Genomic DNA, 25,692 nt, shown 5'->3' with positions numbered 1-25,692 from the left:
GAAACATATGGATTACCGGGGTTTACTGTCAATCAGAATAGTGGTATCGACAAGCAATAATCGTTAAATACTCATCATCCACCGCATAAACCAACCGATTCGTGTGATCAATTCGCCGCGACCAAAAGCCAGCTAGATTTTCCCTCAGTGCTTCTGGCTTACCGATACCCTCAAACGGTAGTCGGATTGTTGCTTCAATCAGCTTGTTAATTCGTTTTAATGTTTTCTTGTCTTGCTCTTGCCAATATAAATAATCATTCCAAGCCTCATTCGTCCATGCTAGCTTTCTAGTCATCCAACAAATCTCGCTCCACTACTTTCCCTTGCTTGAACTGAGCAATAGAACGCTCCAAATGGGCAGCATTAGCGGGAGAATTTAGCAAATGAACAGTTTCCAGCAAACTATTAAATAACTCTAGTGACATCACCACAGTATCCTCCGCATCCCGTCTGGTGATGATTGTATAGTCGGTATCTTCTACCACTCGATCTAAAACAGCCTTGAGGTTATTTCTCGCTTCGCTAAATGAGACGATTTTCATTTGCTTGATTCTTGTACTGTTTATTGTACAAGTATAACAAATCCAAAATATATTTATTTCTGGAGGCGATCGCTTTTCTCTAGAATTTCAACCTTATTTACCCACAACTGTAAAATCGCGTATTATAATTAAGGTATAGAGACATGGGTCCGTAACGGTTTCGACAGGTTGGCGAACGCTACTCTATGATTCAGGTCGAGAGTGAGTCGTCTCTCGCAAATCAAAGGCTCAAAAAAAAAGTAAATGCGAATAACATCGTTAACTTTGCTCGTAAGCCTGCTACAGTAGCAGTTGCCTAAAAACCTCTCAAAGGTTCGAGCGTCTTTAGTCTGACTCCGTTAAAGATTAGAGACCAACCCCCAACGGACGCTCTAGCAAGTGTTCTCTGGTTAGCTTGCTAGCTAAGATTCAATCAGAGTATCCTACGTTCGGGATAATGAACGATTCCCGCCTTGAGGGTCAGAAAGGCTAAACCTGTGAACGAGTGGGGGGTCAATACCCAATTTGGACAGCAGTTCGACTCTGCTCGGATCCACTAAAATAACTAAAAATCCACCTAAAACTAGGTGGATTTTGTTTTTTAAATGCAAAGTGGCGCGGAGGTTTACGCGTGCGCCGTTAGGCGTTCCCGCAGGGTAGGAACGCGGAGTGGGATTTTTTGTGGGGTTTAACTTGCTGGTTCTGGGGATGCTTCTGATTTTTCTGGTTTGAGTAAGGGAAATGCAATTACATCCCGAATACTGGCAGAATCGGTTAATAACATTACCAATCGATCAATCCCAATACCTAAACCGCCTGTGGGGGGCATACCATATTCTAAAGCGGTGAGGAAGTCTTCATCTACGCCTTGGGCTTCTAAGTCACCGGCTGCTTTTTTTTCAGCTTGGGCTTCTAGGCGTTGTCTTTGGTCGATGGGGTCTGTTAACTCTGAGAAACTGTTAGCCGTCTCCCGTCCGACCATAAATAATTCAAACCGTTCTACTAAGCCAGGTTGAGAACGGTGAGGTTTAGCTAGAGGTGAAATTTCTACGGGGTAGTCAATCACAAAAGTAGGCTGAATTAAGTTGGTTTCTACCTTTTCTTCAAAGGCTAAATTCAGTATTTTACCTATAGTTTGGGCTTCATCTACACCAGGAATTCCAGCATTTTTACTTGCGGCTTTCGCTTCTTCCAAACTTGAGAAAGAATTGAAATCTAAACCTGTATATTCTTTGACTACATCGTGCATTGTCACCCGTCGCCAAGGTGGTGTTAAATCTATACTTTCTCCTTGGTAGGTAATTTGCAACGTACCGAGAACTTCTTGGGCAACGGTGGTAATAATGCCTTCCGTCAACGCCATCATATCGTTGTAGTCAGCGTAGGCTTGGTAAACTTCAATTGAGGTAAATTCAGGGTTATGGCGGGTAGAAATTCCCTCGTTGCGGAAAATGCGCCCCAATTCAAAGACTTTTTCAAAACCACCAACAATTAACCGCTTTAAATGGAGTTCTGTAGCTATTCGCAGATACAGTTCCATTTCTAGGGTGTTGTGATAGGTGACAAAGGGACGGGCATCTGCACCGCCGGCTTCACTTTGCAATACTGGGGTTTCAATTTCTAGGAAATCCCTCTGTTCTAAATAGCGGCGAATACCTGCCGTAATTTGGGCGCGACGGCGGAAGGTTTGCCGGACTTCGGGGTTAACAATCAAATCAACGTAGCGTTGACGGTAGCGTTTAGCAACATCCGTTAATCCGTGCCACTTGTCGGGTAGGGGCAGGAGGGATTTGGTGAGGATGGTGTATTGTTTGACGTAGACCGATAACTCGCCCTTTTCAGTCCGTTTAATTGTACCTGTGACTCCTAGGATGTCGCCTGCATCTGTGAGTTGTTTGAGGTGATTAAAAGCATCAGCATCAACATCTGCCATGCTTTCTTGAATACGATTTTTATCCAGGTAAATTTGAATTGTGCCTGTTTCATCTTGCAAGGTGAAGAAAGCCAACTTACCGAAAACACGACGCGCCATAATGCGTCCAGCAATGGCGACTTCTACATCAACTTCTTCACCACTGGGTAAATCGGCAAATTTTTCTTGCAATTGGGCGGCGTGGTGGGTAGATTCCCAACGGTAAGCGTAAGGATTTGTCCCTAGCTGCTTGAGTTGTTCTACTTTCTCCAGCCTAGCGGCACGGATATCTTCTTCCGACATGGTAACGAACTATTCAGAGGGCAAGATTAATTATAGATGCTGTAAAAGTGGACAGTAAGAGATTTTTGTCCTTGATAGTGCGATCGCTACAATTAAAATACTATGACACAAACCAAAGTACGCTTGTGGAATGTAGACGAATATCACCGGATGTTGGCAACGGGTATTATTGCCGCCGATGAACGGGTAGAACTGATTGCAGGGCAAGTAATTCCGATGAGTGCTAAAAATCCTCCCCACGCAGCCACTACCCTGTGTGCTTCTGATTATCTCAAGCGGCTGTTGGCGGAAGTAGCCCTAGTTCGTGTACAAGATCCCATTCAGTTAAGCCAATATTCTGAACCTGAGCCGGATATTGCCATTGTTCGCATCGATCCGCGAAAATACATTGACCACCACCCTACATCACAGGAAGTATTTCTATTAGTTGAGGTAGCGGATACAACGCTAGAGACAGATCGTAGACAAAAAACACCTCTTTATGCTCAAGCGGGCATTACTGAATACTGGATTTTAGACGTAAATAAATTTCAGGTTTATGTTTTCCGCGAACCAAGTGCGGGGACTTACAAGCAAGAATTTATCTTAGGGGAGAATGCAACGTTATCTTTGATTGCTTTTCCAGAGATGGAAGTTGAGATTAGCCAGTTATTTCCCTAATTTGATGAAGTGAAGCGATCGCCTCCATCATACAGAAAGCGATCGCTATTTTGTTGAATCAGTGTCAGGTTTTAATTAATTAGAGAATATCGCGTTAACGCTGCTTTGATTTTCAAGTTGGTAAATTGCTCTATAGCTTTAATTAGGTGTTCTTGTTCTGGCTGCAAATCTAGTTTGAGCAATGCTTGAAGTAAACTATGCCCAGAATGCAGTTGATGTTGGAGTTCGGTACGTTGAGAAGAAGTTAAAACTTCTGCCATTTCTTTATTACGTCGTTGCAGCATCCCTTGGAGTTGTTGACGCTGCATGGGAGTTAAATCTAGTTCCGACAAGTTAGGGTAATCAGTGACGATATGACCAGCAGGGTCAATAATCGCCTTAGCAGCAGGATAATTAAACCCAAAAGGTGCTGCTGAAGCAATACCCGGCATGAGGAGAAAAACAACGAGAATAATAGCGAATAAAGGTAGCCGCCATTTGGGAGTGTTAATTGCCATGATTAGCAGTTCCTAGGCAAAATTTGGATGTTGGTTGTGTAACTTGTGCTGTTAGGAGTCACATTTGAGATTTTCCCACTCTGGCAGGTATCAAGACTTATGCAACAAAACTTTTCGTTGTGAAAGGGTGTAAGGGTATACGGGTAGTAAATACCTGCACTCTTAGCCCAATTGTTGATTTTTCGTTTTCATCAGTTTGAAAATCATCTCTAATGCTGAGGCTACACCTGATACGAAAAAAACGGAGTCTCTTAGACAACCGTTTTTGTCGGGATTGGGGATTGGAGATTGGGGAGAATTTTTCACCCCCGGCTAAACGCCGCGCTACCGCTAACATTACTCACTCAGATTGTTTCCGTTTGTCAATTTCTCGTTGTAATTCTTCAATTTTGCGGCGTAAAGCTTCTGCTTCAGTGTCTGAGGTTTGGGCATTGACATTGACTGCACCAGCAGCAGGCGATCGCTGATAATTACCTCGGCGAATTTCTTGATATTCTGATGATGTTGCCCATTGTCGTAAATATTGCACTCTCTCCACTGGGAAAGGATGAGTCAGCATCATCCCTTGTGCGCCGTTGTATATTAAGAATTTATACACTTGATTTAGTCCATCTTCATCCAGTGCCTGATAGTTCTCTGACTGTTTGATAAACTCTTTTAAACTACATTCATTGGCATATTTGTTACTACCGCCAGATAGTTTCATCATGGAAGACATCACGGTATCTAGATCATCAATCACTAACAATGCTGCTCGGTCTGCTGATAACTCAGCTTTACGCCGCCATTCAAAAAACGCGTAAATTAAGGCTTGAGTAACAAAATTGCCAATACCAAAGGTTAATTCACCGATAACAGACGCAGCACTCATCGCCCACATCGCCATTTGAATTAAAATAGTATGACCACATTTAATATGTCCCAGTTCATGGGCTAACACCGCCCTAATTTCGGCTTCATTAAGTAAGTCTAGTATCCCTGTATTTATGACTATGTAAGGATGCTCTTGACCCAAGGCATAGCTATTGGCTTGGGGATTTTGTTCAACAAAAAGTGCTGGTTCTGGATAAATATCTAAATCCCGCACACATTCACGAAACATCTGGTAAATAGTGGAATATTGACGCGGCCCGACTTGGATGGTGTTGCCCATTAGATAGACTAACTGAGGGCGTTCGTAAACAAATTCCACAAATTTACGAGCAATTAAATCAAATCCTGGTAAATTGCGTAAAGCTTGCTCGGCTTGGCGATCTAGCGGATGCCTAAAGGCTTCGCTGGAAATTCCTGTGTAAGTTGGCATAATTCAGGATGATAGTCGGTGAGTATTAACCATTGTTAGCAGTCAGTAGCAGGCAGAAGAACTAACAACCCACAACTGACAACATAATAGAAGTGGGGCTATTGGCTCAAACAGTCACTTTGTATGGGATTAAAAGCGTGTGATTGAGGCAGAAGTTCATTTGTCATTACATAACTTCCTGCGATCGCAGGCGGGTTTCCCTTCCTGGCCCCATCATTTAACGATGGCTCGGTTGGTAGCACGCGCCTTGCGCGTAGGCAGGAGTGCTTTAATTCAAGTAGGGGCGGTTTGTGGCTACCAAGGGCGGTATCGCACTAGTTTTATTGCCTCTGCTTTAATGTGGCACGGGTCTGTAATTATTGTTGCCACAGAAGCAGTACAGCAACGTCTACTGCGAGTGGAAATTCCCCGCTTACAGCAATGGCTACAAGTTAACAAACCAATCAGAACAGGTGACGCTTGGCCTGATTCTGAGTTCCAAGGGCTACTTCTGACCTCCCCAGAAGCTTGGTTAAAGGGTCAGTTAACATCTAGTGATAATTTTCCCCCAGGCATTCCTACCATTATTGATGGTGTCGATGATTTGGAAGATTGGGTACGTCATCAGCTTACCCAAACAATTCAACCCCAAGACTGGGATCAACTCATCCTTGCTTGTCCTCGTGAAGTTGATGCAGTTCGTTCTGCATGGGCGGAACTCACCCACGAAATATTCCAGCATCCGGCTAATCCCTACGAATGTTATTTGATTGCTCAATCAGAAGCGGATATCTTAACCCGTCTCTGTGGAGTTTTAGAATCTGTTGAGGGTATACCAACCATCTGGAAAGAATTTTGTCAGCAGTTCTCAAAACTCAACGATAATTCTGCCAATCTCCCCATTGCGTCACCCCCGCCGCTTTTTTGGTCAACTATTGCCCGTCGTCAAGGTTTATTTTCTTTACATTACGCGCCAATGGAATTAGGCAGTATTCTCGCCCCCATTTGGCAAAGACAACCCGTGGTATTAGTTGGTAGTGCCTTAGAACCAGAAACCGAAGCACCTCTGTTTCGGCAACGCTTGGGGTTAGATGATGTAACTTGCTTGAAGTTTGCCTCTGATAGCCAATCAGAAGCCATTCAACTGCATATTCCCTATCAGCTACCTCTCCCCAATACACCAGAATTTCAAGCAGCATTTATTCATAAAGTGCGGACACTTTTGTGTTTGAGTGCTACAGCCCCAGGATTGACAGTTTTATTGGTGGGAGATGTACCACTCAAGGCGCAATCTGGAGCAATTCTCGCCGCCGAGTTTGGTTCACGGGTACAGGTAGAAAAAACTTGTTTGGATGATAATGGTATTTTGGTCAGTGGTTGGGAATTTTGGCGAGAACATCAAGCTGTGTTGCCTGCACCCCAATTGTTAATTATTGCAACTTTACCCCTACCATCTTTAGAAAATCCCCTCGTGGCTGGTAGGGTAGCTTACTACAAGCGATCGCATCAAGATTGGTTTCGGTTATTCCTCTTACCCACCGCATTGAATGAATTACAACGGGCAGTTGCGCCTGTACGCGAAAGCCAAGGGGTTGTGGCTTTACTAGATAGTCGTGTAGTCAACCGTAGCTATGGTTCTCAAATTCTCGCTGCTCTGAGTCCTTTGGCACGTCTGAACTATCTAGATCCAAGTTTGTTTGCTCAAGGTAATGAAGACAATTCTGTTTAGATAGTTACTGTTGAGCAATGTGAAGTTTATCTGTTTCGTAGTAAAGGTAAAATACCTATTGATATTGACTGAGAACCTGCACCGAATTGTGGATTTCTGATTATGGGTGAAGCAAAGCGTCGCAAAGAAGCACTAAAAGAAGAATATGCTCAAGAGGCTCGTATCTTGTCTTGGGTCCCGATAACCAAAAAGCAAGCAGAACTATTTATGGAGTGGACGACTCGCGGCACTTGGTTCTGTATTGGCATTATAGTTTTCATCTGGGTGACTATCCGTTTTATCGGGCCGGCGTTTGGCTGGTGGCAAGTAGTTTAACAGTGAACAGTGAACAGTAAACAGTTATCAGTTAAATCCTTGGGTCTAAGTCTACGCCGATACCCCTGGTAACTGATAACTGATTTGGTCTAAGTTATTAAATTAGCTAAAACCTCTGTGTATCGGGGGGTTTACTTGATTTTTCAAGCTCCCTCTATTGAAACTGATATTTATTTATAACCATCGTTAGAGTGACTAACTTCAACTCTCCCATATGATTGGCTAACAGAGTTAATGGAAAATTTGCCTACTGGAATTTGGAAGTATAAATAAATCTGATGTTGGACTTCATGCCAGATGTAAACATGAGGTGATAGAGCTAGAGTGCCGTGTGAACAATCACACAAAAAAACATCTTTCCTGTTTTCTACTTTCTCTAGCCTCATATCTATAGGAGATTTGTAACGTTTACAACCATCCAAAGGTCATGATAGCTCTGTTGACGTTATCATTACTGGAATTGGGTGTAAAAAGCGAATGAGTGGCAATCAGTACTTTTTCTGTGGTTGACTAATGCCAAACTTAGGTTAACCTTAGAGCGAAATCTGCCAGTGACAAACTAAACAGACGGAGCTTTGTAAAGATAGTATTAATTTTACCAATTCTGCCTGCTAACCTTAACTTGCAAAGTGAATAGTTTGATACGGCAACAGATGCAGTTTTCTCTTAACCTAAGCCAAGGTAGCTAATTAACTATCTTATGATTAATCTGGTAATTGTAATGAATAGTTTACAATACCAATGGATGAGAAAATCTAAAGAAAATATAAAAGAGACTCAAATGACCGTGGTGTCTGGAGGGCAAAAGTGTTTCTAAGACTAGCACATCAACATCGGCAATTCGTCCAAGACTTGGTAATGAACCTACAAGCCTTGGCAATTGTACTAGAACGGCGGGGATATCCTGCATCTTGTTACACCTGCGGCGACCAAATGAACAGTGCTTCATTTATGGTTAGCCTAGGAAATAATCACCTGATTCGGTTTTTAGTATCCGACTATGGGATCACCTGGACAGAGATGCGGGACGATCGCGAATTGATGAAATTAGAAGGTGCGGAAGCTATTAACCAGTTGCAAGAACTAGCCGATATTGTGAAGCAACCTACACAAGTTATTGGAGGTAGTAAGGTTTTAGCAAAAAGAGGCTAAAAATACTTACTTGTTCTGTTGGTGTAATTGCAACTCATCGCCAATAATCGATGCTCACATTGAGAATCGATTAGATTTTGATGAAAAATTATTGGTTATGGCTCGATAGCAATTAATAAGCTAAATGCTGTGCTGTGTCTGAATTTTAAGTGCAGAATCTAGCGTAATTACAAATTACGTAAAGCCTGCGCATAGCTGCACTTAGAGCGTAGCGGCATCGTCACGAATTACGAATTATTTTATGAGCCATTACCAATCAAAATAAAAGATGCCCAATAGTATGGGTGACTTAAGCTATCAGTATTAGGGGCTGAAATGGCTTTGTTATTTGCCGGAAAATTTCCTGTGATTAAGGCGATTTGGGCTAGTTGTAAGGCTCTAGCTTTCGTGAGATTGCCCGAAGATAATTTGTGATAAAAAGAACTCATAAGGACTTGAGTACCACCATCATCTACAGTCCAGAGTGATGCAATAGCGGACTTAGCACCCGTTTTTTGGATTTGGTAGCCGAAGCCTAAAATTTCCTGACCGTTGCCTAACTGACCACCTAAACCAGTTTCGCAGGCACTCAACACGACTAAATCCACCCTGGGTAATGACCATGTAGCAATATTGGTGAGATTTACGCGATCGCCATTCCCAAATAAAATAAATGAATCTTCAGGCTTACCCACAACAAAGGCCGCATGAGTCGCCAAATGGACAATTGTGTAATCATCCATTTGCGGTACTGTAACTTCAGGACTAAAAGCCTGATCTAAAAGTGTTTTGGTTTGGGGAAAAGTAGACGCTAAAGTTTTTACTTCTATACCTGCAAATGGTAAACCCGAAAGAGCGACGCGGCGATTACCCAAGGCTACTTGATAGCTACCTTGAGTAAAAGCACCCGCTAAAATCCTTAAATCTTGTTGTCGTGGCGTGTTCAAGTTAGTCAAACTAGCTGCTGTAATATGATTGACACCGAAACGTTCGACTAACCACTGTTTCCCATCATATAATGCCGATAATGGGATATAACGTAACTTTCCATCGGGTGCATAGAGTATAGTTTGCGTTCCCGCCTGTTTGAGTTCTGTTTCTAGGGGTTTTATCAGCCAGTCATGCAATTGGCGTGCAGGTGTTTTAATATCCCGACTAGGATTTGTTAAGGCTTGACGGAAAGCTGTAATAGTTTGATTGAGTTTTTCATCACTAACTGCTACTGTGCGATGAATTGGCGGTGATTCTGGTGTGACTAGTACCAATTCCAAACTATCTTTGAGAACCAAGGGATAGATAATCGCAGATTTTTGTGGTAATCGGGCTAAATCATCTCTAAGGGCGTTAATACTTTCTAAATCTAAATTTTGCCGCCTAGCAGTCCGGCTAACTTGTTCTAGTTGTGCGGTGATAGCTGGACTGGTGAGAAATGTATTAAAGGCTTCTAGTAGTTGCTGTTGCTGTGTCACCAACTCCTGGAGACGTTGCTTTTGTTGTGGCGATCGCGCTTGGGGTGGTATTTTTCTTAATGTGTTTAATTCTTTGCCGAGTGCTACTGCATTATCTAAAGTCTGCTCAAGTTTTTGTTTAACGGGTTTTTCGCCTGCGACAATATCAATACCTTTAGCAGTGCGTTGATTACCGGGGACATTCTGGAGATATCCTTGCAGTTCCTCAACTTTGAGTAAATCAATTGCCCTTTGTGCTTCGGCTATACGTCCTTGTTTAAGCAACTTTTCACCCAAAAGTCGGTATGTCTGAGCTACAGTGATACTATAAGCATCTGGTTGCGGTACAGAGAAAACAGATGGTTGCAACCGTGCTAATTCACGGTTAATCAGACAATGCTTGTAAAAAAAGATTGCTAACGCTGGTTTTTTTTGAATGTTGAATAATTGACCAATATTGCTGTAAGTTTTACCTAACTCTACGCGATCGCCAATTTCTCGATTAATCACTACAGCTTGCAGATAAGCTTGCAGTGCTAGGGAATAGTCACCTTGATGTTGATGAACTCTACCGATGTTATTGAAGGTGACAGCTTCCCAAAATGGTAATGCTGTGGTTTTACTGATACTTAAAGCTTGCTGTAGCTTTGCTAACGCAGATGGAAACTGGCCTTGCTGAGATTGGGCGATCGCTTGTATATTTAACTGCTCAATAAAATATTTGTCTTGGTCGTTAGATTTTACCTGAGCATTAATAGTGACCCGTTGATTGTTGGGTTCTAATGTCCCACAACTCAGCAGGAGAAGCAACGGTAAAGCTACAATTTTAAAATACTGGAGATTAGTTCGCATAAAAAAACACTCCTTTGATTGGGGAGCGTAAATGCTAATCATTGGAATTAATATTTTGACACTCTCCGACCTAAAGGTACGGAGATTCTTAAGACCTCACAGCCTTAATATTCTGTTTGCACAGATTCCCAGGCTCACCACGTTTGCCCAGTAGGGCGTAGTGATATCTCCTCAAGGTTTTTCGGGCGTAGACTTTCCCCCAGTCCGGGGGTAGGTTTTTAAATCTTATACTGATTAGAGTATTTTACCATGTTCATCAACAAAATTGACTTAAGCCTAAAGGCAATAAAGAAGCTTTCATCCCGTGCCTGTTCGCGCAGCGTCTCCCCTTGGGAGAAGTACGAAGTTCGGACACCTGCGTGTCCTGCTTCTCACGGGTTTTCAGCATTCCCCTTATAATTCAATACCTTTTTATCGTAAATTCAAGGGTTTAAGACCCCTACGTCTACACGTAGTATCAGTTGAGTTAGGGCTTAAATCCCCGACTCCAACTGTTTTGAATTTTGTTAGCGCAGCGTTAGCGAGTCCGCGAGCGTCATTTTGAATTTTGAATTGTTAAGCTATTCCAGATATCGAAAAAACCTAGTGATTGAGAAAATTGAAGATGTCTAAAGAACAATCTAGCCAAGCACAACTCCCACCCACTAGTGCGATTGAACTCCCCTCAATTAGTGAATTCAATACTTGGTTTACATATCCTGTAAAAGTTCATCCCCACCACACTGATTATGCTGGTGTTGTTTGGCATGGTAATTATATCACCTGGATGGAAGAAGCACGGATAGAATGTTTGCGCTCTATAGGTATTGAGTATGCTGATTTAGTAGCTTTGGGTTGCGATTTACCAGTTGTAGAACTTTCTGTCCGCTATCACCGTTCTATTCCGTTAGGAATTGAGGTGTTGGTCAAAACTCGCATGGCGGAAGTGACTGGTGTCCGCATCAATTGGGATTATGCGATCGTTTCCACTGATGGGCAACAGTTATATGCTACCGCCAAAGTAACCTTAGTCGGTTTAGATCGAGAAAGAGGGAAGATAATGCGTCAGTTACCCGCAAGTGTTCAGGATGCCTTCGCCAAGATTGCCGCACCGAAGAATAATTGAGCAATCATAAGATACCATGCAGTAGAGATGGCACAAGTAATCATCTCTACTTACTTAATTGTCTCAGTACCAAAGTAGCTTGTAATTCAATCACTGGTCGAGTTTATATTCAACTATCAGTCGCTGTTGTTGTCGCAGTTGATAAAATATAAACTCCCATTGACCCTGCAATTCTGGAAATTTACCCAAAACACAAAATAATCCATAAATTATTGCATTGCCAAGACCAAAGCGTTGCCTCGTACTAAAGGTAATGCGGGCAATAAGCAACCCATAGGCAAGCAATAGAATTAGCACGCTCACACCTCTTGTCATGACTACTGTAGCGAGGCTTAATAGGGGTAATAACAAGCCCCAAAACCAAATCCTGAAGCTCTGCCGTATACAGAAGCGTTCGGGTGTTCTACGGTATCGCCAAGCCCCTTCAGCAAAAGCATAGCCTCCGCGCAATGTCCGCTTCCACCATTGTTCCCAGCGAACCATTTGCACATCATGAATGGAAGTCTCTGCATCTAAGCGAAATATCTTCCCACCTGCACGGAGTAGACGCAAGCATAGTTCCGGCTCTTCTCCGGCGATGAGTGTCGTGTCAAATCCTCCCACAGATTGGAAGTCGCTAACTCGCACCATTGATTCACCACCACACTCTGTGGTTTCACCTAATGGCGTGTTCCACTCCATATCGCACAAACGATGAAAAACTGTGAGTGTGGGAAACTCTTCTCGTCGTCGTCCACAAACCAGGAAAATATCAGGACAGCACACGAGTTTAGCATAAGCTTTCTCTAGCCAGCTTTCAACAATTATGCAATCACCGTCTACAAACTGGACAAACTGTGTATGGGGATATAATGCTAACAACCGATCACAACCTGCATTATAGGCACGGGCGGCGGTGAAAGGAATCTGAGAATCTAGCTCTACAACTTCAACGCCTAAACTTTTTGCCAAAGCTACGCTACCATCCGTTGAACCAGAATCAACGTACACTATTGGGTATTGATGTTCTGGCATGATTCCTTGACGGGTAGTTAGAGGTTGAATTACAGAGAGTAAAGATAGGCGAAGGCGATCGCCCTCATTTCGTCCAATAACAACAACTCCAAGATGCTGCAAAGTTTCTACATTTGTGGCTACCATTAAGTTCTCCTCTACACGTTTAAGTAACTCTTGATCCCATTGTGAGACAAAGAATACTGAGCCGCTTCTAAAATTCTGACGACTTCTACCCCCACGCTACTGCTGCTTTGGGGATGTGTTCTACCTTTGATACAATCGATAAAATGTTGAGCTTCTAAATGAAGGGCTTCAACTTTTTTTACCAAATAGGGCTGAACTTCACCGCAACGATAGGTGAATTCAGCTTGTGAAGGATTACAAATATTAGAGTTAACTGTAATCCCTCGGTCGTAAACTAAAACTGGGTTACTAGCCGTGTCATCATAAACTAGTATTTTTTTAGTACCAACAATCGTCATGCGACGAGTTTTCACAGGCTCTAACCAACTGACATGAATTGTCGAGAGAATATTATCTGCAAAATCAAGAGTAAGAACAGCAACATCTTGAATATCTTTGTTTCTGGAAATGCAGCTTTCACCGTAAGCACTGACCGCTTTTGGGGATTTCTTTAGTAGGTAATAAATAATTGAAATATCGTGAATTGCTAAATCCCAAACAACATTCACATCTGACCGGAATATACCCAGGTTTCCCCGCACAGAATTAATATATTTAATTTTGCCTAGTTCTCCCGAATTCAAGATATTTTGAATAGTCTGTACTGCCGTGCTGTACTCAAATGTATGACCAACCAAGAGAACTAAATTTTTGTGTTTTGCTATATCTGCAAGCTCCTGAGCGGCGGCTAAGGATGAAGTCATGGGCTTTTCAACCAAAACGTGTTTTCCTGCCTCCAGGGCTGCTTTAACTAAAGAATAGTGACTTTTCACTGGAGTGGCAATGACAATTGCATCGATTTCACTATTGAGAAGTTCTGCAAAACTACAAGTAACGTGAGCCTTCGGATAAAGGAGTTGCATTTGCTCCAGTCGGTCTTTTTCCAAATCACAAAGCATTGTTAACTCAACTTCATTGAGTGCAGAAAAGTTCCTTGCTAGTTTTGGACCCCAGTAGCCACAGCCTACAAGACCAATTTTAACTTTTAAAACAGATGTTTTATGGGGTTCAATGGAGTAGTCTTCCTGTAAAGAAAGTATCATTATCTATATATTTATTTGCATTTATATATTTCCGTAAATAAAAATTTTAACCTTACAGAATAAGGCTTTCTTCTTCTTTTTTGGAGATGTTTATTGGAGCTTTTACACTAATGGCAATAAGCTTTGATTTCTGGAATAACTTATGTAAGGAGAGAACACGGAACACATAACAGGGAACAGAAAAATATCTCTGAGGTGTACTGAGTTTTTTTCAAAAATCAGACATTGAGTCATATAATAGCAGACTGAAGCAATTTGCTCTTCGCAATTAACAATTAAGTTTTGTGAAGGCTATTTTAATTAGGCATCCAAACCCTCTGCCTGTAGAGGCAGAGGAAGGGGACTTAAACACCTAAACTTTGTTAAAAAATGTATACTATGCAGTAGCAATTGTGCAAATTATCATCTCTATTTGCCGAGGTTAATTTGTGATACCGTTTGAGCAAAGTTTATAATCTGATTCCAAATGTCTTGGGGTGTAATACCAAAACCAATATTCAATAAAATGAGTATTGCTGCAATAGTTAAGGCATTACTAATAGTTGCTTTTAATACCTTCCAAACTATGATAAATACGATCCAAGCTAAAATTAAGGTAGGAATCATATCAGTTTAATTCTGTAGATTTAAGTTTTTACAAGATTTTTAGTAAGTCCTAAGTGCTTACTAAATTCATCAATTAAGGACTAAAGTACTGACTACAAACTTGATTTATCACCATTACTTGCACAAATTTTCAACAATGTGTTATTTTTAGCTATGGTGTTTATTACTTAATAAGTGAGATTTAAATAAATTATCGCCTAATAATTATACACTAAGCAGACACTGCAATTCCGGAATAAATGCAGCTTTTTTAGACACAATTACTAAAATATTTTTCTTTTTTAGTAATTATATAAAAAATGATCAAATATTAAGAAATTTGAGGGTGGTGTGATTAAATCACCATCCTCTATGTTTTTTTGTTAAATCTAATACGACATAGCCGCGATATCCAGACAGTTACAAATCGGCAAAAAGTTTATTTTTGACGTTTGACTTCCGTATACTAGCTATTTAGCTGACAGAAATTATACGTGGTTGGGCTGCTAAATTTTTAGTAGCTGTTAAAACTTCTTGTCTTGCCCATTGATCTGCTGCCAAAATGTCATCTAAAGCAGGATTTGCACAGTTATCATTTTGATGGCGATCGCACACTGATTCAATACACCGAGGAATATCTAAAAATGTGATTTTCTCTTCTAGGAATAAAGCTACTACCTGTTCATTAGCAGCATTTAACACAGCAGGCATAGAACCGCCAGCCTTACCAGCCGCGTAAGCTAACCGCATACAGGGATACTTTTGATGATCTGGTTCGCGGAAAGTAAGATTTCCCGCTTTGACTAAATCTAGTCTTTCCCAGTTAGTATAAATACGTTCTGGCCAAGACATCGCATACAGTAGGGGTAAACGCATATCTGGCCAGCCTAATTGTGCCAGTACCGAAGTATCTTGCAGCTCAATTAGTGAGTGAATGATGCTTTGGGGATGGATGACAATATCGATATCTTCGTAATCTAAGCCAAACAAAAAATGAGCCTCGATTACTTCCAACCCTTTATTCATCAAAGTGGCAGAATCAACGGTGATTTTACGTCCCATTGACCAGTTAGGATGCTTGAGAGCATCAGCAACTGTCACCTCTGCTAACCTGGCTACATCCCAATCCCGGAATGCTCCCCCAGAGGCGGTGAGTAGAATCCGCCGTAAGCCACCTTTAGGAACACCTTGGAGACACTGAAAGATAGCCGAATGCTCGGAATCGGCGGGGAGTAATTTGACACCGTGCTTTTCAACTAGGGGTAAGACTACTGGCCCACCGGCGATGAGAGTTTCTTTGTTTGCTAAGGCAATATCTTTACCAGCTTCAATAGCGGCGATCGTTGGTAGTAAACCCGCACAACCTACAATGCCAGTAACCACGGTTTCAGCATCACCATAGCGAGCGACTTCAATGACACCCGCTTCGCCACCAAGTAAAATGGGTTGGGGATCAAGGTCTTTGAGTGCTTCTTGGAGTGCTGGCAGTTTTTCTGCGGCAGAAATCGCCGCTATACTTGGTCGGAATTGCCGAATTTGAGCCGCTAGCATTTCTACATTGCTCCCAGCCGCCAATCCCACAATCCGAAACTGATCTGGGTACTGAGTGACAATATCTAAAGTCTGAGTACCAATTGAGCCGGTAGAACCAACAAGAGTTATAGCTTTCACAATTGCTTAAGGATGTACAGATAACTCTCACTATAAATTGCTTGGGACTCATTCAGAACAGCGATCGCCACAATCCATACTGCTTTTTAGAAAGTAAATTCACTATCAAAAAAACATTTTATAGGTATATTAAAACACTAAATATAGAAGAATCACTGTTTAAAATGTTCAAAATGGACAATATAGAATAGGACTTACGCAACTGGCATATTTTTTATGTAGGGGAGGCAAAAAGCGGTGTGGATTTTCCTCCCGCTTTATTGCCGTTGTGTGACGCTGCGAAAGTATTGGAACGTAGTCATCAGACTTATAGCGTCACGCACCAACGATCGATTGTGACACTTGCGTAAGTCCTGTAGAAAATTTACTGCTGATTTTAGACCATATCAGTGTAGGATTTTACTTTTAATAAAGTCCTTATTTATTAAGCAATAACTATCGATCAGCTTTTAGGATAAATCAAGGCAAATTCTTCAGAATTACCAAGAATGAGGGAATTAGGTAAATTGATTGTTTGCAAAGTTGCGTTATCTAAAAGTAAATAAGATTTATCCAACCACATTTGTTTTAGAGTTGATGAAGATACTGCAATAACTTGGCAATCGCAGTAAAAATCTAAACTGGGGCGGCTATAAGCAAAAGAAGTATAAATTTTTGTTTGTGGTGAAACATTGGCACGAATTAATGCAGCCACGGGTTTAACTGGGAAAGCTTCGTTTAATTCCCAAATCCAAGACTGTGAACTCATCAATAATGCTAAAACTAGATACATCCCAGTGAATAAAACTGGAATAAAATTGCGATCGCGTCTACTCACCAACCATGCTACACTACCCATGCTGATAGCTATAACAATACTCATCACTATTAACACAGGCTGAGGATCAGCTATAGCGAAGTAAACGCAACCTCCTACACCTGCAATAGACAACAAAACAAATATTACCGTCCAAATTCTGCTTTGAATATGTCGATGTTCCCAAACTTCACTGAGTTTTGCGCCAACTGCTAAAGCTAAAAATGGATACACAGGTATCACATACCAGGGGAGTTTTGTTTTCATGAGAGAAATAGTTGCTAAATATACTACTGTGCCTACAAGCACCAAACACCCCCAAGTAGTATGACGCTGTTTCCCAGCTAGATAAAACCCTCCAGGTAAAAATAATAGCCAGGGAAAACCATATTTGAGTATTTCAATTAAATAGTACCAAGGAAGTCCCGTATTACCATCTACAGGTTGTGTGAGTCTGTCAAAAGTTTGTGATTGCAAATTGATTTGTAAAAAACTATTGCCATAATGATGCCATTGTGCAAGATACCAAGCGATCGCAGGCGCATTTCCTAATAATATTCCTATCCATAAATAAGGATTTCTCAACCAACTTAATTGTCTATTGATTAAGAGAAATAAACAGACAATTCCCCCCAACAGCAAAACCATCATCCCTTTAGTGAGCGCAATCAGCCCTAAACCAAACCCCACACCTAAAGCATAGCGTTGGTTTTTACGTGCTTTGAATAGACAAAACAGCACTAGTAAGAAAAAAGTAACTAGCGCACCATCCAACATTGCTAACCTGCCATGACGTACCACAGGTAACATTGTCATGTAAACTAAGGCAGCAAATAAAGCTGGTAACTTAGCTGGAAAAATTAATCTTCCCACTGAGAAAAGCAAAGGTACGCCTAAAGCCGTTAATACTGCGCCAGGTAAACGTGTTGTCCATTCATTGACACCACCTAAAGAATAAGCCCAAGCGATCAGTAAGTGCATCAAGGGTGGTTTGTTATGATACGGTTCTCCTGCCAAAGTTGGATAAAGCCAACCCATAGAACCAAGGGGCGATCGCCAAATTTCACGGGCAACTTGTGCTATTGTTGCCTCATCCCAATCACGTAAAGGTGAGTTACCCAAGCATATTAGCCACAACAGCATAGATAACACGCACAAGCTTAACAGCCATTCTTTTTCTCGGAATGGACGCATATCGAAAAGTCCAGATAATGTTTTTATGAGAACTTTATGTATTTTTAGAGATTTCCGTATTATTAATTATAATATCTAACCAATAGGCAAAAATTCTTATAATGTACGATATTAGCCATAGTCCCCTTACATATAGCGATCGCTTCCTTTGACTACTCAATGCTGCCACCTAATACCGCGCGGCGTATATAAACTTGTTTTATATAACGGTGTAAGGTACTATCTACCAAATTCTTTGCCCATGACAGTGTAATTTTTTCACTGCTTGACTATAGCGAGCCGGAATTTTCCACAATAACCAAGTAACAAAAACTACTAATTTAAATTAGACTTTTTTGTTTCTCCCTGTGACTATAATTATTAAAAGTTTAAACTCTCAAATAGTGAATTTCAGTAAATATACTGTAACAACATATATGTAATTTTAATTTAATAATGTAAGGGCTTACATTAATTAGAGATTTCAATCATTATTTGTCAAATGACTGAATATTGAATATCTCAATTATCTATTCTCATAGACAAAATTCAATATTTAATCACATACTTTTACAAAAAGGATGAAAAAAGTATATGGATTAACTAATGTAAAAGTCTTTTCCATGAGAAACTATCCTGATAAGAGTGCAGTCTATCTTTTTGATATGGAATTAAATTTTGCATCAGATTGATAAAAATTTAATTTTTTTTTAAATAGGTAGCAATGGTATTAAATATTAAAATGCTTGTTATTCTTAGGAGTTTACTAGATGTTCTAGCATAAAAACTAATTTCACTCGAATAATTATCTTGAATATTTCATATTCTATTCAAGGCATATATAAGAAATAATGCTTATTTTGCTTATACAAAATTACTTCGGGGCTTGAGTGTATAAAAAGTTATTAAAATACGTAGATTTATTTTTAACTCTCAAGGTACAAAAATTAAAGATTTTATTTCTCATAAGTTAATCTAGCTACTTTTCAAGGATTTAAATATTTTCAAGAGGCTATATGGATTAAGTATTAAAAGTCATATGCTATTCCCTAGACTAGCGGCTAAGAAAGCTAGAATCTAATTTTTTAATTTCTGTAAATCTGTATTCAAAGTTTCAGGATTATCCGAAATTACCTGAGTATCTACATACTGCTATTGTATTGTGTTAAAAATCACCTCAAAGTGGTGATTGATGGTTAAAACCTTGGAGGAGCTAGGAAGTGGAAAACAACAAGCAGTTGCTATGGCCGCAAGGAATATTGGTTGCGCTGTTTGCCTTAAGTGTAAGTTTGAGTGTTGGTTTGATGATGTTAGTTAAACCAACTACTTCAGATGCTCAGATCAGACAAAGCCTAAATTCCAATACTACACCTGTGCCTGTTGCCAAGATAGGAACTCAGGAGCGCATTGAAGGATTAAAAGAAATCATGCTGACAAGTTGGCAACAACAAGCACAAGTTAAGGGTTTTTCTTATGTTTTGTCGCCACGCTTTCAAGGAGCAACTATTAAGTCAGCACAACTCAGTCAAGGTCAAAAAGTGATTGCTTTGACTTTTGATGATGGGCCTTGGCCTGAATCTACAGCACAAGTGCTAGATATCCTCAAAGAAAACAATGTCAAAGGCACATTTTTTGTTGTTGGGCAAAATATCAAGAATTATCCAGACCTACTTAAGCGTGTAGTTGCTGAAGGTCATGTAATTGGTAATCATACTTGGCATCATCGGTATCATTTTATGAATGCCCAGGTAGCTGCTTATGAAGTAGCTAATACAACAGACCTGATTTATAAAGTCGCTGGTGTAAAAACAAATTTGTTTCGACCACCCGGAGGAATCATGACCAATGGGGTAGCTAATTACGCAAGAAATAGTAAATACGCCATTATTATGTGGTCTTCTGACTCAATTGATTATTCGCAGCCTAGAGTCCCAAATTTAATTAATAACGTTTTCAGAACTGCAAAACCTGGTGGAATTGTGCTGATGCACGATGGTGGAGGGGATCGTTCCCAAACTGTACAAGCTTTACCTGAAATCATTGCCAAGTTTCGCAATCAAGGTTATAGCTTTGTAACTGTTCCAGAACTTTTAGAAATGCAAGAGAAAGATCAAAAAAGGATTGCCAATAAAAAATAATTCGTAATTTGTAATTCGTAATGGGCTAAAGCCCCGCTCCGCTCTAAGCGCAGCTATGCCGCAGGCTTTACGTAATTCGTAATTTGTAATAAAAGAACTTCCCACGGCTGCGATTAAAGCTGACGCAAAGACACAAAAAAACACGATAGAATCATGACTTTTGCAAGAGGTCTATTGTATAACGGTTCTAAAATTTATGGCTCTCCCAGACTTGGGTTGATAAATTAACACTAAAAAATGGCTAAAATGATTGATATAACAAGGTTTTGCTAAAATAAAATCAAGGATTTAATAAAAATTTAGTTTATTACTATTGAATCCCAGACTATGTAAGGATTTAACCTGATATTAAGTATTAATTTGTTATAGCTAGTCTAGGAGAGCCAAATTTATCTTTATCAAGAGATGCGAAATATCGCGTCTCTCTAGAAAAATTTATGGCAATTTAAAATTGTATTGGTATTAATCAAAAGTCATTATCAACTAATGACTTTTGACTATTGACTATACTGAACTCAGATGTTTTTCTGGCACAGCTTGAGGATTGGCTTCTGAACTATCAGCCTCGGAAGGTGGTACTAATTGCCAGAATCTAGGTAAGAATTCTGACCAATTTTGCAAGATGAATTCAGCTTTGGCTGAACCTGTACGTTCTACATGGGCTTTGATTAAATCTTTTAGCTGCTTCTCTCCGGCTGCTGTCATCACCCGTTGAATTTTGACAATTTCTTTGTTGACTAACTCAGGGAATAAGCCATCTTCATCTAAGAAATAGGCTAGTCCACCAGTCATACCGGCTGCTACGTTCCGTCCTACTTTACCCAGAACTACAATTACGCCACCAGTCATGTATTCACAGCAGTGATCCCCAGCACCTTCAATGACGGCTACGCCTTTGGAATTGCGGACAGCAAAGCGTTCTCCGCCTAAACCATTGGCAAATAACACTCCACCTGTAGCACCGTAAAGGCAAGTGTTACCTACGATCACGTTTTGTGATGGGTCATAGGTCGCATCGGCTGGTGGTTTAATGATAATTTCACCACCGTGCATTCCTTTCCCTACGTAGTCGTTGGCTTCTCCCTCTAGGGTCAAAATCATGCCAGGGAGGTTAAAAGCACCAAAGCTTTGTCCCACGCTACCATTAAAGTTGAGGTTAATTTGCCCTTCAAAGCCACTATCACCGTATTGGGAAGCGATCGCACCTGCTAATCTTGCTCCTACAGTTCTGTCAGTATTGACAATAGCTAAGGTCTTAGTAACTGTAGATTGGTGATGAATCGCAGCTTGAATTGTTGGATCGCCGAGTATTTGGTCATCCACAACTGGTCCGTTGCTGTGGACTTGTTCATGCACTAACCAGCTACGGTTGGTTTTGGTATCTGGTAGTTGCAGCAAACAATTGAGGTTGAGTGATTGGGTTTTGGTGAGTGCTGCACTTGTCCGTGTTGTCAGTAAATCAGCGCGTCCAGTAATTTCTGACAAAGAACGATAGCCTAATCGTGCTAATAAACTCCTAACTTCCTCAGCGATGAAGAAGAAGAAATTAACTACGTGTTCTGGGATACCTGTAAACCGCTTCCGCAGTTCTTCTTTTTGGGAAGCTACACCTACAGGACAGTTGTTAGTGTGGCAAATTCTCGCCATGATACAACCTTCAGCAATCATGGCGATTGAGCCGAAGCCGAATTCTTCTGCGCCCATCAATGCAGCCATCAAGACATCCCAACCAGTTTTGAGTCCGCCGTCTACCCGTAAAAGGACGCGATCGCGTAAACTATTTTCCATTAAGACTCGATGTACTTCACTCAATCCCAATTCCCACGGTGAACCAGCGTGCTTAATGGAACTTAGTGGTGATGCACCTGTACCGCCATCATGTCCAGAAATTTGGATGATATCGGCGTTGGCTTTAGCTACACCAGCTGCGATCGTCCCAATCCCAATTTCTGCAACTAGCTTCACCGATACCTGGGCTTTCGGGTTAATTTGGTGCAAGTCAAAAATTAACTGTGCGAGGTCTTCAATGGAGTAGATATCATGGTGTGGTGGTGGTGAAATCAAAGTGACACCAGGCTTAGAACGCCTCAACATGGCAATGTAAGGACTCACCTTTGGCCCTGGTAGTTGTCCACCTTCCCCTGGTTTTGCACCTTGGGCAATTTTAATTTCGATTTGCTTCGCACTGGCTAAATACCCTGGTGTGACACCAAAGCGTCCTGATGCTACTTGCTTGATGGCACTAGAAGCGGTGTCACCATTGCGTAAACCGTTGAGGTGGGGAAGGGTCGGTGAGTGACCAGATGGGTCTACATCGTTAAGGACGTTGTAACGTACTGGATCTTCGCCACCTTCGCCAGAATTAGATTTACCACCTAGGCGGTTCATGGCGATCGCCAGAACTTCATGGGCTTCCCGTGACAATGCGCCCAAGGACATCCCACCAGTACAGAAGCGTTTGACTATATCACTAACTGACTCAACTTCTTCTACAGAGATGGGAGTGCGATCGCTTTGAAAGTCCAGCAAGTCGCGCAGTGCTGTGATGGGTCTACCTTGGAGATGCTGCTTATAAACTTCGTAATGGTCGTACAGCTTGCTATCTACAGCTTTATGCAGTGCTTTAGCTAGTTCTGGGCTGTTCATGTGGTACTCGCCACCAGGACGGTAGTTGACAAACCCTAGATTTTCTAACTTTTTAATTGTCAGTTCGGGGAAAGCCTTGCAGTGGAAGGTAAGCACCTCTTGGGCTAACTCACTCACACTCAAGCCGCCAATGCGGGAGGTTGTACCCTGGAATCCCAGTTGTAATAAATCTCCACCAATCCCAATAGCTTCAAAGATTTGTGCAGCTTGGTAGCTAGAAAGGAGGGAAATTCCCATTTTCGAGAGAATTTTCAACAAACCCGACTCTACAGCTTTGCGATAGTTGGCGATCGCTTGTTCTAAGCTAATGGCTTTGAGTTTACCCCGTTCCATGAAACTTTGAGTTTTGGGTTCATACCACCAATCGCGCACGGTATCTAAAGCCATGTAAGGACAGACAGCACCAGCACCATAGCCAATTAAACAAGCAAAGTGGTGGGTACTCCAACACTGGGCGGTATCTACGATGAGGGAGGTTTTCATCCGCAACCCTTCCCGAATCAGGTGATGATGCACTGCACCCACGGCTAATAAGGGAGGAATATAACTGTATTCGGAAGTAATGCCATCACCAGTGCGATCGCTTAAGATTAAAATCTTCGCACCTGCTCGGACTGATTCGGCCGCTTGTTTTTGTAAAGCCTGCACTGCATCTTGCAATCCTGTGGGGCCGTTAGCGATCGCAAACAGTGTAGATAAATCAGCCGTGGCAAATCCCGACAGCTTAATTGCGTCTAATTCTGCTTCTGTTAAGACTGGCGACTCTAGTTTTAGTCTTCTCGCAAATTCTGGCTTGGGTTCTAATAAGTTACCCCTCTCACCCAGTTCGACCTTCAAAGACATCACTAACTTTTCTCGCAATGGGTCAATTGCGGGGTTAGTGACTTGGGCGAAACGCTGTTTGAAATAGTCATACAGCAGGTGAGGTTTGTCTGACAGCACTGCTAGAGGAATATCATCCCCCATACAGAACGTTGGTTCTGCACCATTGCTAGCCATTGGTTGAATCACCATTTCCACGTCTTCGGTGTTGTAACCAAAGGCGAGTTGCTGACGCAACAGGGTTTGTTTATCAATGGTGTTGGTAGTCAGATGTCCATTTTCGGCAGTTTTATGACCATTGCCGTTACCATTGCCATTGACTGCTGTAGACTCTCCCACAATTTTTTTAAGGTCTTGGCGGTACTGTTGCAGCCATTCGCCGTAGGGATGTTTCTTGGCTGCACGCTGCTTAATTTCCCAATTTTTGAGGACTTCGTGGTTGATTAAATCCACCGCAATCATTTGTCCAGGGCCTAGCCTGCCTTTTTCGACTATGTTGGCTTCAGGGAAGTCTACTACACCTGCTTCGGAAGCCACTACAATGTAGTCATCTTTGGTAATGACATAACGGGCGGGTCTTAAACCATTACGATCTAAGGTTGCGCCAACTTTTTGTCCATCGCTGAATACTAACAGTGCTGGCCCGTCCCATGATTCTTGCAAACCACTGTAATATTCGTAAAAATCGACAATCTCAGGATGGTTAGCTAAAGATGGTTGATTTTGATAAGCTTCAGGCACCATAATCATCAAAGATTCTTCTGGCGATCGTCCTGAACGCACCATTAACTCCATGACGTTATCCAAGGTGGCGGAGTCACTGCTATTAATATTAGCGACAGGCTTGAGGTCTTCCGTGCGATTTCCCCAGATCGGATGATTAAGGCTAGATTCCCGCGCCATCATCCAATTGATGTTACCCAACAAGGTATTGATTTCACCGTTATGACCCAACAACCGCATCGGTTGTGCTAGAGGCCACTTCGGCATTGTATTGGTACTAAAGCGGCGGTGATAAACCGCAAACGCACTTTGATAAGCGGGATTTTGCAAATCTTCATAAAATTCACCCAAAACCGCAGAACGCACCATGCCCTTATAAACAATCGTGCGGCTAGATAAGGAACAGATGTACAGTTCTTCTGTGATACTTTTAGCGGCTTTAAATATGCGTTTCCGAGCAATGTACAGTTGCCTTTCTAGTTCATCTCCGCTTTGTGCAGATTGCAGAAAAATCTGTTCAATCTGCGGTTGATTGGCTCTTGCTTGTACTCCCAGTAAATCTGATTGTATTGGTACTACTCGCCAGCCCAGTACAGTTAATTTTTCTTCAGTGGCTATTTTCTCAAAAGTGGCTTTAGCTTTTTTTGCGACTTCTGCATCTTGGGGTAAGAATATCATCCCCACTGCCATATTGCTATGAGATGAAAAGTCTATTTCTCCTTGAGAATATTCTGTTTGGAATAATTGCCAAGGAATCGCCGTTAAAATTCCCGCCCCGTCACCAGAGTCTTGATCTGCACTACAACCACCCCGATGTTCTAAACAGGCTAATGCTACTAAAGCCTTGTCCACAATTTCGTGGCTGGCCTGATTTTGACGATGAGCAATAAAACCTACACCACAGGCATCTCGTTCTTCTACTAACCACTTTTGCCCTTGGTAGGTATCCCCTGATTTCATATTTGCTGTGATTTCTTGGTTTAGATTCATCGGTTGATCATTCATAGCCTATTCCTGAGATGTCCTGAGATGTTGAGTCACGAACTTCGCCACTGCTGGTGAGCAAAGCTTCTAAATTTCGTGCTGCATAGATACATCAAAACCACCGAAATTTAGAGAAAAAAATTTTAACTCTGGTTTCTTAAATTACCCAGGTTAAAA

At 41.5% G+C, this 25,692-nt stretch carries 18 protein-coding genes and 1 other RNA gene; 7 read left to right on the top strand and 12 right to left on the bottom strand.

Annotation, left to right across the window (positions count from 1 at the left end):
- Positions 1 to 28: 28 nt before the first annotated feature.
- Together L6494_RS20850 and L6494_RS20845 are read right to left on the bottom strand one after the other, a co-directional pair.
- Entirely contained in the window at positions 29 to 295 is a 267-nt protein-coding gene (locus tag L6494_RS20850) for a Txe/YoeB family addiction module toxin (protein ID WP_237989676.1), read from the bottom strand.
- Positions 288 to 542: a type II toxin-antitoxin system Phd/YefM family antitoxin gene (locus tag L6494_RS20845; protein ID WP_237989675.1), complete on the bottom strand. Its 255-nt coding sequence runs from the start codon at positions 540 to 542 to the stop codon at positions 288 to 290. Before L6494_RS20845 ends, L6494_RS20850 begins: the two co-directional genes overlap by 8 nt.
- Before the next feature lie 145 nt (positions 543 to 687).
- On the opposite strand from L6494_RS20845, the gene ssrA reads away from it, so the two are divergent.
- Positions 688 to 1,080, top strand: a transfer-messenger RNA (tmRNA) gene (gene ssrA / locus L6494_RS20840).
- A 129-nt stretch (positions 1,081 to 1,209) separates the two neighbouring features.
- Here ssrA and lysS read toward each other — a convergent pair.
- Positions 1,210 to 2,736: a lysine--tRNA ligase gene (lysS, locus tag L6494_RS20835; protein WP_237989674.1), complete on the bottom strand. Its 1,527-nt coding sequence runs from the start codon at positions 2,734 to 2,736 to the stop codon at positions 1,210 to 1,212.
- 102 nt (positions 2,737 to 2,838) lie between these two features.
- Between lysS and L6494_RS20830 the strand changes: the two genes are divergently transcribed.
- A complete protein-coding gene (locus L6494_RS20830) occupies positions 2,839 to 3,396 on the top strand; it encodes a Uma2 family endonuclease (protein WP_237989673.1) in 558 nt (185 codons plus the stop codon).
- A 71-nt stretch (positions 3,397 to 3,467) separates the two neighbouring features.
- Here L6494_RS20830 and L6494_RS20825 read toward each other — a convergent pair whose 3' ends face one another.
- Both L6494_RS20825 and L6494_RS20820 read right to left on the bottom strand, forming a co-directional pair.
- On the bottom strand, positions 3,468 to 3,893 hold the full coding sequence (locus tag L6494_RS20825; RefSeq protein WP_237989672.1) for a hypothetical protein: 426 nt from the start codon (positions 3,891 to 3,893) through the stop codon (positions 3,468 to 3,470).
- Positions 3,894 to 4,233: 340 nt separating this feature from the next.
- Complete coding sequence (locus L6494_RS20820) at positions 4,234 to 5,196, bottom strand: M48 family metallopeptidase (RefSeq protein ID WP_237989671.1); 963 nt, start codon at positions 5,194 to 5,196, stop codon at positions 4,234 to 4,236.
- 139 nt (positions 5,197 to 5,335) lie between these two features.
- On the opposite strand from L6494_RS20820, the gene L6494_RS20815 reads away from it, so the two are divergent.
- From L6494_RS20815 to L6494_RS20805, 3 genes are all read left to right on the top strand, one after another.
- Entirely contained in the window at positions 5,336 to 6,904 is a 1,569-nt protein-coding gene (locus tag L6494_RS20815; RefSeq protein ID WP_237989670.1) for a helicase C-terminal domain-containing protein, read from the top strand.
- Positions 6,905 to 7,006: 102 nt separating this feature from the next.
- Positions 7,007 to 7,219, top strand: coding sequence for a DUF2839 domain-containing protein (locus tag L6494_RS20810; RefSeq protein ID WP_190702065.1), 213 nt, complete (start codon positions 7,007 to 7,009; stop codon positions 7,217 to 7,219).
- A gap of 807 nt (positions 7,220 to 8,026) precedes the next feature.
- A complete protein-coding gene (locus L6494_RS20805) occupies positions 8,027 to 8,371 on the top strand; it encodes a DUF1815 family protein (protein WP_190702062.1) in 345 nt (114 codons plus the stop codon).
- Between the two features lie 239 nt (positions 8,372 to 8,610).
- Here L6494_RS20805 and L6494_RS20800 read toward each other — a convergent pair whose 3' ends face one another.
- Positions 8,611 to 10,650, bottom strand: a complete 2,040-nt coding sequence (locus L6494_RS20800; protein WP_237989669.1) for a CHAT domain-containing protein — start codon at positions 10,648 to 10,650, stop codon at positions 8,611 to 8,613.
- Positions 10,651 to 11,254: 604 nt separating this feature from the next.
- Here L6494_RS20800 and L6494_RS20795 point away from each other — a divergent pair.
- A complete protein-coding gene (locus tag L6494_RS20795; RefSeq protein ID WP_237989668.1) occupies positions 11,255 to 11,755 on the top strand; it encodes an acyl-CoA thioesterase in 501 nt (166 codons plus the stop codon).
- A 90-nt stretch (positions 11,756 to 11,845) separates the two neighbouring features.
- Here the strand turns inward: L6494_RS20795 and L6494_RS20790 are convergent, their stop codons facing one another.
- The 5 genes from L6494_RS20790 to L6494_RS20770 all read right to left on the bottom strand — a co-directional run bounded on the left by L6494_RS20790 (position 11,846) and on the right by L6494_RS20770 (position 18,223).
- Entirely contained in the window at positions 11,846 to 12,895 is a 1,050-nt protein-coding gene (locus L6494_RS20790; protein WP_442946966.1) for a glycosyltransferase family 2 protein, read from the bottom strand.
- 11 nt (positions 12,896 to 12,906) lie between these two features.
- A complete protein-coding gene (locus L6494_RS20785) occupies positions 12,907 to 13,977 on the bottom strand; it encodes a Gfo/Idh/MocA family protein (protein ID WP_237989667.1) in 1,071 nt (356 codons plus the stop codon).
- A 408-nt stretch (positions 13,978 to 14,385) separates the two neighbouring features.
- On the bottom strand, positions 14,386 to 14,583 hold the full coding sequence (locus L6494_RS20780) for a hypothetical protein (RefSeq protein WP_237989666.1): 198 nt from the start codon (positions 14,581 to 14,583) through the stop codon (positions 14,386 to 14,388).
- Between the two features lie 453 nt (positions 14,584 to 15,036).
- On the bottom strand, positions 15,037 to 16,233 hold the full coding sequence (gene dxr / locus L6494_RS20775; protein WP_237989665.1) for a 1-deoxy-D-xylulose-5-phosphate reductoisomerase: 1,197 nt from the start codon (positions 16,231 to 16,233) through the stop codon (positions 15,037 to 15,039).
- 442 nt (positions 16,234 to 16,675) lie between these two features.
- Positions 16,676 to 18,223 (bottom strand): ArnT family glycosyltransferase, encoded by a 1,548-nt coding sequence (locus L6494_RS20770; RefSeq protein WP_237989664.1) that lies wholly within the window; start codon positions 18,221 to 18,223, stop codon positions 16,676 to 16,678.
- A gap of 1,199 nt (positions 18,224 to 19,422) precedes the next feature.
- Here L6494_RS20770 and L6494_RS20765 point away from each other — a divergent pair.
- Positions 19,423 to 20,340, top strand: a complete 918-nt coding sequence (locus L6494_RS20765) for a polysaccharide deacetylase family protein (RefSeq protein WP_237989663.1) — start codon at positions 19,423 to 19,425, stop codon at positions 20,338 to 20,340.
- A gap of 504 nt (positions 20,341 to 20,844) precedes the next feature.
- Here L6494_RS20765 and L6494_RS20760 read toward each other — a convergent pair.
- Complete coding sequence (locus L6494_RS20760) at positions 20,845 to 25,536, bottom strand: glutamate synthase-related protein (RefSeq protein ID WP_237989662.1); 4,692 nt, start codon at positions 25,534 to 25,536, stop codon at positions 20,845 to 20,847.
- Between the last annotated feature and the right edge of the window lie 156 nt (positions 25,537 to 25,692).

The sequence above is a fragment of the Nostoc sp. UHCC 0870 genome (assembly GCF_022063185.1).
In the GTDB taxonomy this organism is placed as follows: domain Bacteria; phylum Cyanobacteriota; class Cyanobacteriia; order Cyanobacteriales; family Nostocaceae; genus Trichormus.
Note: the sequence above shows the minus strand (reverse complement) of the source record. Positions and strands in the feature narration are given on the sequence as shown.